Genomic DNA, 7,116 nt, shown 5'->3' with positions numbered 1-7,116 from the left:
CCCGCTACATGACCCTGGAAAGCATCGCCCCAACCGGCGATGATCCCCTCGTCGGCCTGCCCACACTGGCAGCCTGACCGATCCGGCCCTGGCCGGTGATCGTGGTGGCCCTCTGCAAGCTACACCACGCCAAGGGACACGACCTCTAAGCGTGGGCGAAGGGTGCGACGAACAAAGCCAATCCTGCGCAGGATAGCGCCCGCACGCTCCGAAAGGCGGAACCAAGGGGATGGGTCATACCCAGTTTACCGGGTCCTGATTCAAGCTTGGGAAAGGCGTGGCAGATCGCGGCGCTCGAGGGCCGGTAGAAGGTGCATCACAGATCGTGCGAACTCGTAGCGTGCCACAGCGATGCCGGCGGTCCAATCCGGCAGGGGCGTCTCCATCAGCTCAGTTACGTCGAGTCCGCGTGAGAAGCCGTCGCCAATGCGCGCCTCAACCGTGTCGAGCCAGAGCATTGTCTGATCGATGCCGCGGCGTCCGGCCTCGACCGGGCCGTGGCCGGGGATCAGCAGGCGGTGGTCGATTTCGGCGAGCGTCGTGAGCGCGCCGCGCCAGCGTTCAAGATCGGCGTCGGGGGTGGTGGCGGCGCGGTCGAGGAAGACGAGGTCACCGGGAAACAGCAGGCCAGACGATTCCTCGAACAGGCAGAGATCCTCGCGGGTGTGACCGGCAAGCAGCAGGATGCGGAAGCGGCGCTCGCCGATGGTCTCGACGCCCGCTTCCGCGACGCGGCCGGGCTCGGGCACGCCGGTGCCGCGCATCCAGTCGCCAGCGACCCGGTACATGCCGTTTGTGAGGTCGGTGCCGGCGCGCTTCAGGTCGCCGCGGAGCGCCGGGCCGCCGCTGACGGTGCCGGGGTCGAAGGCGGTCGCGCCGAGCACGTGGTCGGTGTGGATGTGGGTGAGGTAGACCCGCACCACCGGTTTGCCGGTGAGGCGCTCGGCCAGCGTCTTCAGCGCCGTGCCGTAGCGGTGCGAGGGGCCGGCATCGATCAGCACCGCGCCGTCGCTCGTGTCGAGCACGGTGATGTTGGCGATGGCCCCGCCGTTGGCGCGGGTGATGGGTTCGGGCGCGCCGTAGATCGTCCAGACGCGGGGGGCGATCTCGACCGGGGCGAGCGGGTAGGCGAGCGGCGCGGCCTCGGCCTGAAGCCAGGGCAGGGCCACGGCGGAGAGACCGAGGGCGAGGCCGTCGCGGCGGGTGATCATGGTTTCCTTGCTCACAGCCGTCCCTCCTGCCGGTCCGCCGCATTCGGCGGGATCGGCACCCGCACAGTGAAGACCGCGCCGTTGGTGTTGCGCGCCCGCAGCGTCAGCGCCTCGCCCGCGGCCGGACGGTCGGGCAGGAGCGTCAGGGTCGGGTTATCGGCCACCGGCTCCTGCAGGTTGAGGCGGGCGAGCACGGTGCCCGCGGCGTCGGTCACACTCAGGTCCTCAATGAGGAAGAGCGGGATGTTGGCGAGCATGCCGGTGTCCATCGGGTGGGTCATGCGCAGCCGCAGGCGAAGGCCGTCCTCCTCGCTCCAGACCCGGGCGCGGGTCTCGCCGAGGCTCTTCCAATCGACCGACTTCTCCACCACCGGCGGCACCGAGCAGCCGCCGCCCGCCGCATCCAGATAGCGCCCGCCGACATGCCACACGTCACCCCGGCGCACGGCGGCGCGGATCGGTGTGCCCTGCTCGATCTTCATGCGGAACGCCACGAAGGGCTTGGCCGCCACCGGCTCCAGCCGCAGGGTCAGCGGGAATGGGTTGAGGTCGGCGATGACGAGCACCTCGTCGGCACTTCCCAGCGCGCGGGCATCGACGGTCACCGGCACCTGGGTCTGGTCCTCGGTGACGGGGGGCAGAACCACCTGAACCGCGTCGTCGAACACGGCGCGGCGCCCGCCGAGATAGCGCTCGGCCATGGTCGGCCAGAGCGGCGAATCGAGCGGGTCGCGGCTGCCGCTGGATGGGGCTGCCGCGCGCGCGAACGGCCGGTCGATGAAGGGCCTGAAGGGGGACAGGAAGGGCATCGCGGGGCCTCGGCTCAGCGGTCTTCGTGGGGCGGGACGGACGGTGGGACGGCCTCGACCAGGGGACGCTCGGCTTCCATCCAGCCGTCGGTGCCGTCGGCGAACCAGTAGAGGCGGGTGTAGCCTAGCGCGGCGGCGCGCTTGACCGCGTTCCACGACATCCAGCAATCGGCGAGGCAGAAGAACACGATGGGACGCCCCCGGTCGCCGCTGGTCAGGCGGGCGAGATGGCGGGCGAAGTAGGCGGACAGCCGCGGTTCGAGCTGGCCACGGCCGGTCTCGGGCAGCCACGTCGCGCCGGGAATCGTCTCGCGCTTGTCGATGATGCGCCACGCGCCCGTGGCGGGATCGGTGCCGCCGCGCTGGGGCATGGTGTCGATCAGCACCGCGCCCTCGTCCCGCAGGCTGTCGAGGGTGGCGAGATCGATCCGCGTCCCGCCCTCGACCGGGCGGGTCACCGGGGCGCGGTAATTCTGCACGCGGTAGCCCGTGGTCTCGTCGCTGTCGAAGTCGGACGCGGGATCGGCCCGGGCGGCGCTCGCGAGGACGGCGAGAGCGAAGGCTGCGGCAAGAGCGGCGCGCCTCATTGCCCAGTCCTGCGGGCGAGGCCGAGGATGCGCGTGAGCGTGGCGTCGCGGTCGATCCAGTGGTGCTTGAGGGCCGCCGCCACGTGGAGCGCGAGCGCCGCGCTTAAAGCGAGCGCCAATCCGTCGTGGAGGTTGGAGGCAATCGCGTAGAGCGTCTCGTGCTTGGCCTCGAACAGCTTCGGGATCAGCGGCAGCCCGAACACCGAGACCGGGCGGGCATAGGCGCGCGAGCGCAGGATGCCGGAGAGCGGCATCAGCAGCGTCGCCGCAATGAGGAAGACGTGGAGCGCGATCGCCCCGCGCCGCTCCCATGCAGCGTGCGGCCCGGCGGGCGCGGGAAAACCCTCGCGCATCCGCCACGCCACGCGGGCGAGCGCGGCCATGAGGACGAGCACGCCGACCGACTTGTGAATCTGGACGAGCGCGGTCTTGTCCTGCCCGCCTGGCACGGTGCGCAGCCAGAAGCCGAAGGCGATCAGCCCGAGCACGCCCGTGCCGACGCTCCAGTGCAGGCCGAGCGAGAGGCGGCCGAGCCTGGGCGCGGGGACCGTCATCGCGCGAGCAGCCTCAGGTGGGGGAACTCGCGCTTGGCCGTGAGCAGGGTGCAGTCGCGCTCGTCCTCTGTATCGGGGCAAACGATCTCGACCCCGTCGGGATAGTGGCTGACGTTCTCGCAGGTCGCGAGGAAGCGCTCGCGCAGGCGCGGATCGTCGGCGATCCGGGCGGTGTCGAGGCCGGTCACCGTACAGTCCGTCTTCAGCATCAGCATGCGCCGGATCTGGTATTCCTTGATCTCGGCGCGCGCGGGCGCTGGCACGAGCAGTCCCCCCACCAGCGCGAGCGCCGAGGCCGAATGCGCGAGCATCCGCGAGATCAATTGATCTTGGCCGCGATGGCCGGGTCCTTGTCAGCCTCGCTCTCGATGTAGGTGCGGATCGCCCAGATCGCCTCCTGGCTCAGGATGTCGGCGAAGGGGGGCATGCGGTAGCGACCGTCGCGCTGGGCACCGCCGCGCACGCGGGTGAGGAAGTAGATGTCGGAGGCTTCGGTCTTGTCGAGTTCGCGCAGGTCCGGGGCCATGCCGCCGGACTTGGCGTCGATGCCGTGGCAGCGGGCGCAGTTCTTGTTGTAGCCGGACGCGCCGATCTCGATCGCCCTGGCGTTGCCGACATAGGGGTTCTTGTCGCGGTCGTTCTCGCCGAGCGGCTCCAGGCCGGTCGTGTCGATGGCCGAGGGGGCGCCGTCGCCATGGGCGTGGACGAGCGCCGTCGTGGCGAGGGCGAGCGGAAGGGCGAGGGCGGCGGCCCGAAGCGTGCGGATCATCGGCGGATGCCTTTCGTCTCGATGGAGAAATTTTCGGCCGGGCGGATCACGGGGCCGGGTCCAGCCAGATGCGCCACGTCTCCGACCCGCTGACCTGCAGCGAGTAGGTTCCGGGCGTGTCGATGCGGTGGGTGGCGCTGCCGCCGCCGCCGATGTGGAGGTTCTGAACGATGCCGCCGGCCGCGTCCTTGAGGTAGAGGACGAAGATCGGACCATCGCTCTCGTAGCGCAGCACAGTCGGGGCAGTGATCTCGAAGAGGTCCGTCTGCGCGGTCAGGCGGCCCTGGAAGCGGGGCGGCGCGAGGTGGGCGGCGAGCCGGTCGTAGCAGGCCAGCCGCTCGGTGACGTCCGCCGTCGCGCGGCACTTGGCGAAGGCAGCGCGCATCCCGGCCTCCGCCTCGCCCGCGGCGAGCGCCGGAAGCGAGAGGACCGTGCCGAGCATCGCCAACGCCATCGGCTGCGCCGTCACTTGCCCGCCTGCGGTTCGTCCTCGTGCTTCGGGGCGGTGGCGGCCGGGTAGGCCTCCCAAACGGGCTTGTCGGTCTGCCAGTGGACCGGGCAGCCCTTGCAATCCTGCATCCAGGCGTCCTGGAAGATCGCGAAGCGGATCTTGGCGCCGTCCATCACCGCGCCGGTCAGGTTGACCTCGTAGAACTTGGCCTCCTGCAGGTCGGTGTCGATGAAACGCGCGCCGACGAACTGGGCGCGCTTGGCCTGGACCATTTCGAGGTCGGCGACCGTGAAGTCGCCGCCGCTGAAGTCGCCGCCGACGATGCGGGCGTGGTCGAGATTGGCCCCGACGAAGCGGGCGTCCCGCGCCTTCACGCCCTGCATGAAGGCGATCTGGAGCTGAGCTCCACTGAGATTGGCCCCTTCCAGTACGGCGCCGCGCAGATTCGCCCCGCGCAGGTCGGCGCGGGCGAGGTTGGCGCCGGTGAGGTCGGCCCCACCGAGGTCAGCGTTCTTCAGGTCGGCGTGGCGCAGGTCGGCGCCCGCACATTTCGCATTGGGGCCGATGGTGCAGCCGCCGACCACCCAGGGGTCTGGTCGCTCTTCGCGGTTGAGGACCACCGTCTGGGCGGCCGCCGGCAGGGCGTACGCGAACAGGCCGGCGATCAGGAGGGCGCGCCGCGCGCCGCGGGTCCGGGCCGACATCGGGTCAGCTCCTTTTTTCGGATTCTGCAATGTGTCGCATTGGGCCGATGCGGTGGTGCGCCGGCCCGGCCGTGGCGGCGGGAGGGCTCCCAAAAAGCCCTCCCGCACGTCAGGTCATTGCGCCGAGGCGGTGTCGGTCGGCAGCTCGAACACCCAGAACGAGCCGCCCTGAGAGACGAGCTTGGTCTGGTCGGCCATGTCGCCGCCCCACAGCGGCACCGCGCCGCCGTAGCCCGAGGAGATGCCGATGTACTGCTTGCCGTCCATCTCCCAGGTGCTCGGCACCGAGACTACGCCCGAGCCGGTCTGGAACGCCCAGAGCTGCTTGCCGGTCTTGGCGTCGAACGCCTTCACGTAGCCGTCCGAGGTGCCGGTGAAGACCAGCCCGCCCTTGGTCGTCATGGTGCCGGCCCAGAGCGGCATCGCCTCCAGGTGCTCCCAGACGATCTTGCCGGTCTTCGGGTCGAGGGCGCGGAGCGCGCCGACATGGGTGTCGAACTTGCGCTGAATGCGGAAGCCCTGGCCGAGATAGGCCGAACCCGCCTTGTAGGTGACGTTCTCGGTCCAGTAATCCTCGGTCCAGTCGTTCGACGGGATGTAGAACAACCCCGTCTGCTGCGAATAGGACATCGGGTTCCAGTTCTTACCACCGAGAAAGTTCGGCGTCACCTTGATCGACTTACCCTTGGCCTGGCCCTCCTCCGGGGCCGGCGGGCGCTGGCCCTCGACCTCGATCGGACGGCCGGTCTTCAGGTCCCAGCCCGTCGCCCAGGTGATGTCACGCACGAAGGGATAGGCGGCGACCAGCGCGGTTTGCTTGCTGATCTGGCCGTCGCGCGCGGTGAGCTTGTCGGTGTCGGTGAGGAAGAAGAACCCATTGCGGTCGGCGTGAGCGCCGAGACGCATGGTCTTGCCGTCCTTTTCCATGTCGAACAGGATGATCTCGTTGTTGCCCGAGTAATCCCACGCGTCGTTCGGGGTGTGCTGGAAGAAGCCCACCGGCTCGCCGTTCGACGGGTCGATGTAGATCTGGCCCGAGGTGTAGAGGCTGTCGTAGGGCTTCCAGTCGCCGCCGGGGCCGGAGCGGTAATGGTGGTTCCACGGGGCCGGATTGCCGGTGCCGATGACGAACGTGTTGGTCTTCTCGTCGTATACGCCGGTCTGCCAGGGTGCGCCGCCGCCGTGGTTCCAGGCCTCGACCTTCTTGCCGTCCTTGTCGTTGGGCCAGGACGGCGCCTTGGCGTCGCCCGTAGTGGTCGAGTCCTTGCCGGCGAGGCGGCCCATATGGCCCTCGACCAGGGGCCGCATCCAGATCTCCTCGCCGGTCTCGGGATCGCGGCCATAGAGCTTGCCCTGCGCGCCGAACTCGTCACCCGAATTGCCGTGAATGAGGACGACCTTGCCGGTCTTCTTGTCCTTGATGATGTTCGGCGCACCCGTATAGGCGTAGCCGGCGGCGTGGTCGTCAAACTTCTTGCTCCAGACCACCTTGCCGGTCTTGGCGTCCAGCGCGTACATCGAGGCGTCGAGCGCGCCGAAATAGATCTTGCCGTTGTAGATCGCGGCGCCACGGCTCACCACGTCGCAGCAGGGGCGGATGTCGTCGGGCAGGCGGGCCGAGAATGACCACAGCTTCTTGCCGGTCTTGGCGTCGAGCGCGAAGATGCGCGAGTAGGAGGCGGTGATGTAGATCACGCCGTCATGCACCAGCGCCTGGCCCTCCTGGCCGCGCTGCTTCTCGTCGCCGAAGGAGAACGACCAGCGCGGCTTCAACAGGCTGACGTTCTTGATGTTGATTTTGTCGAGCCCCGAATAGCGCTGGGCTTTGATGCCCATGCCGTACATGAGCACGTCCTTGTCGGTGTTCTGGTCGTTGAGGATGTCCTCCCAGGTCACCGCGGCTCCGGTCGAGACCGTCTCGGCCTTCTGCGCCGAGGCGGGTGCCGCGAGCAGCAGGCCGGACAGGATCAACGACGAAGCGGTGGCAAGCATCAGCGTGCGGGGCGCGTGCCCCGCTTTCTTCCTGGCCAT

9 protein-coding genes are annotated in these 7,116 nt (G+C 69.1%); all 9 read right to left on the bottom strand.

What is annotated here, in order from left to right:
• Positions 1–260: 260 nt before the first annotated feature.
• The 9 genes from BY998_RS22210 to BY998_RS22170 all read right to left on the bottom strand — a co-directional run bounded on the left by BY998_RS22210 (position 261) and on the right by BY998_RS22170 (position 7,116).
• Entirely contained in the window at positions 261–1,226 is a 966-nt protein-coding gene (locus BY998_RS22210) for a quinoprotein relay system zinc metallohydrolase 1 (protein ID WP_245421703.1), read from the bottom strand.
• Complete coding sequence (locus tag BY998_RS22205) at positions 1,223–2,020, bottom strand: quinoprotein dehydrogenase-associated SoxYZ-like carrier (protein WP_110353871.1); 798 nt, start codon at positions 2,018–2,020, stop codon at positions 1,223–1,225. Before BY998_RS22205 ends, BY998_RS22210 begins: the two co-directional genes overlap by 4 nt.
• Positions 2,021–2,034: 14 nt before the next feature.
• Complete coding sequence (locus BY998_RS22200) at positions 2,035–2,607, bottom strand: rhodanese-like domain-containing protein (RefSeq protein WP_110353870.1); 573 nt, start codon at positions 2,605–2,607, stop codon at positions 2,035–2,037.
• Positions 2,604–3,161 carry a cytochrome b gene (locus BY998_RS22195; protein WP_110353869.1) on the bottom strand — a complete coding sequence of 186 codons (558 nt, stop codon included), beginning with the start codon at positions 3,159–3,161 and terminating at the stop codon, positions 2,604–2,606. Before BY998_RS22195 ends, BY998_RS22200 begins: the two co-directional genes overlap by 4 nt.
• Positions 3,158–3,472: a hypothetical protein gene (locus BY998_RS22190; RefSeq protein ID WP_146221829.1), complete on the bottom strand. Its 315-nt coding sequence runs from the start codon at positions 3,470–3,472 to the stop codon at positions 3,158–3,160. Before BY998_RS22190 ends, BY998_RS22195 begins: the two co-directional genes overlap by 4 nt.
• A gap of 8 nt (positions 3,473–3,480) precedes the next feature.
• The gene (pedF, locus tag BY998_RS22185; RefSeq protein ID WP_110353867.1) at positions 3,481–3,930 is read right to left on the bottom strand and encodes a cytochrome c-550 PedF; all 450 of its coding nucleotides are present in this window, start codon (positions 3,928–3,930) and stop codon (positions 3,481–3,483) included.
• 46 nt (positions 3,931–3,976) lie between these two features.
• Positions 3,977–4,399 carry a hypothetical protein gene (locus BY998_RS22180; protein ID WP_245421702.1) on the bottom strand — a complete coding sequence of 141 codons (423 nt, stop codon included), beginning with the start codon at positions 4,397–4,399 and terminating at the stop codon, positions 3,977–3,979.
• Positions 4,396–5,085 carry a pentapeptide repeat-containing protein gene (locus BY998_RS22175; RefSeq protein ID WP_110353866.1) on the bottom strand — a complete coding sequence of 230 codons (690 nt, stop codon included), beginning with the start codon at positions 5,083–5,085 and terminating at the stop codon, positions 4,396–4,398. Before BY998_RS22175 ends, BY998_RS22180 begins: the two co-directional genes overlap by 4 nt.
• Positions 5,086–5,199: 114 nt before the next feature.
• Positions 5,200–7,116: a PQQ-dependent methanol/ethanol family dehydrogenase gene (locus tag BY998_RS22170; RefSeq protein WP_245421701.1), complete on the bottom strand. Its 1,917-nt coding sequence runs from the start codon at positions 7,114–7,116 to the stop codon at positions 5,200–5,202.

Origin of the sequence: Methylobacterium sp. B4 (genome assembly GCF_003201865.1) — a bacterium.
GTDB lineage: Bacteria > Pseudomonadota > Alphaproteobacteria > Rhizobiales > Beijerinckiaceae > Methylobacterium.
The sequence above is the reverse complement of the archived record's forward strand: the minus strand, read 5'-3'. Positions and strand labels throughout refer to the sequence as shown.

Coding starts and splice junctions, on each gene's coding strand:
- BY998_RS22205 (WP_110353871.1), bottom strand. CDS start 2,020: ATGCCCTTCCTGTCCCCCTTCAGGCCCTTCATCGACCGGCCGTTCGCG.
- BY998_RS22200 (WP_110353870.1), bottom strand. CDS start 2,607: ATGAGGCGCGCCGCTCTTGCCGCAGCCTTCGCTCTCGCCGTCCTCGCG.
- BY998_RS22195 (WP_110353869.1), bottom strand. CDS start 3,161: ATGACGGTCCCCGCGCCCAGGCTCGGCCGCCTCTCGCTCGGCCTGCAC.
- BY998_RS22190 (WP_146221829.1), bottom strand. CDS start 3,472: ATGCTCGCGCATTCGGCCTCGGCGCTCGCGCTGGTGGGGGGACTGCTC.
- pedF (WP_110353867.1), bottom strand. CDS start 3,930: ATGATCCGCACGCTTCGGGCCGCCGCCCTCGCCCTTCCGCTCGCCCTC.
- BY998_RS22175 (WP_110353866.1), bottom strand. CDS start 5,085: ATGTCGGCCCGGACCCGCGGCGCGCGGCGCGCCCTCCTGATCGCCGGC.
- BY998_RS22170 (WP_245421701.1), bottom strand. CDS start 7,116: ATGGCCAGGAAGAAAGCGGGGCACGCGCCCCGCACGCTGATGCTTGCC.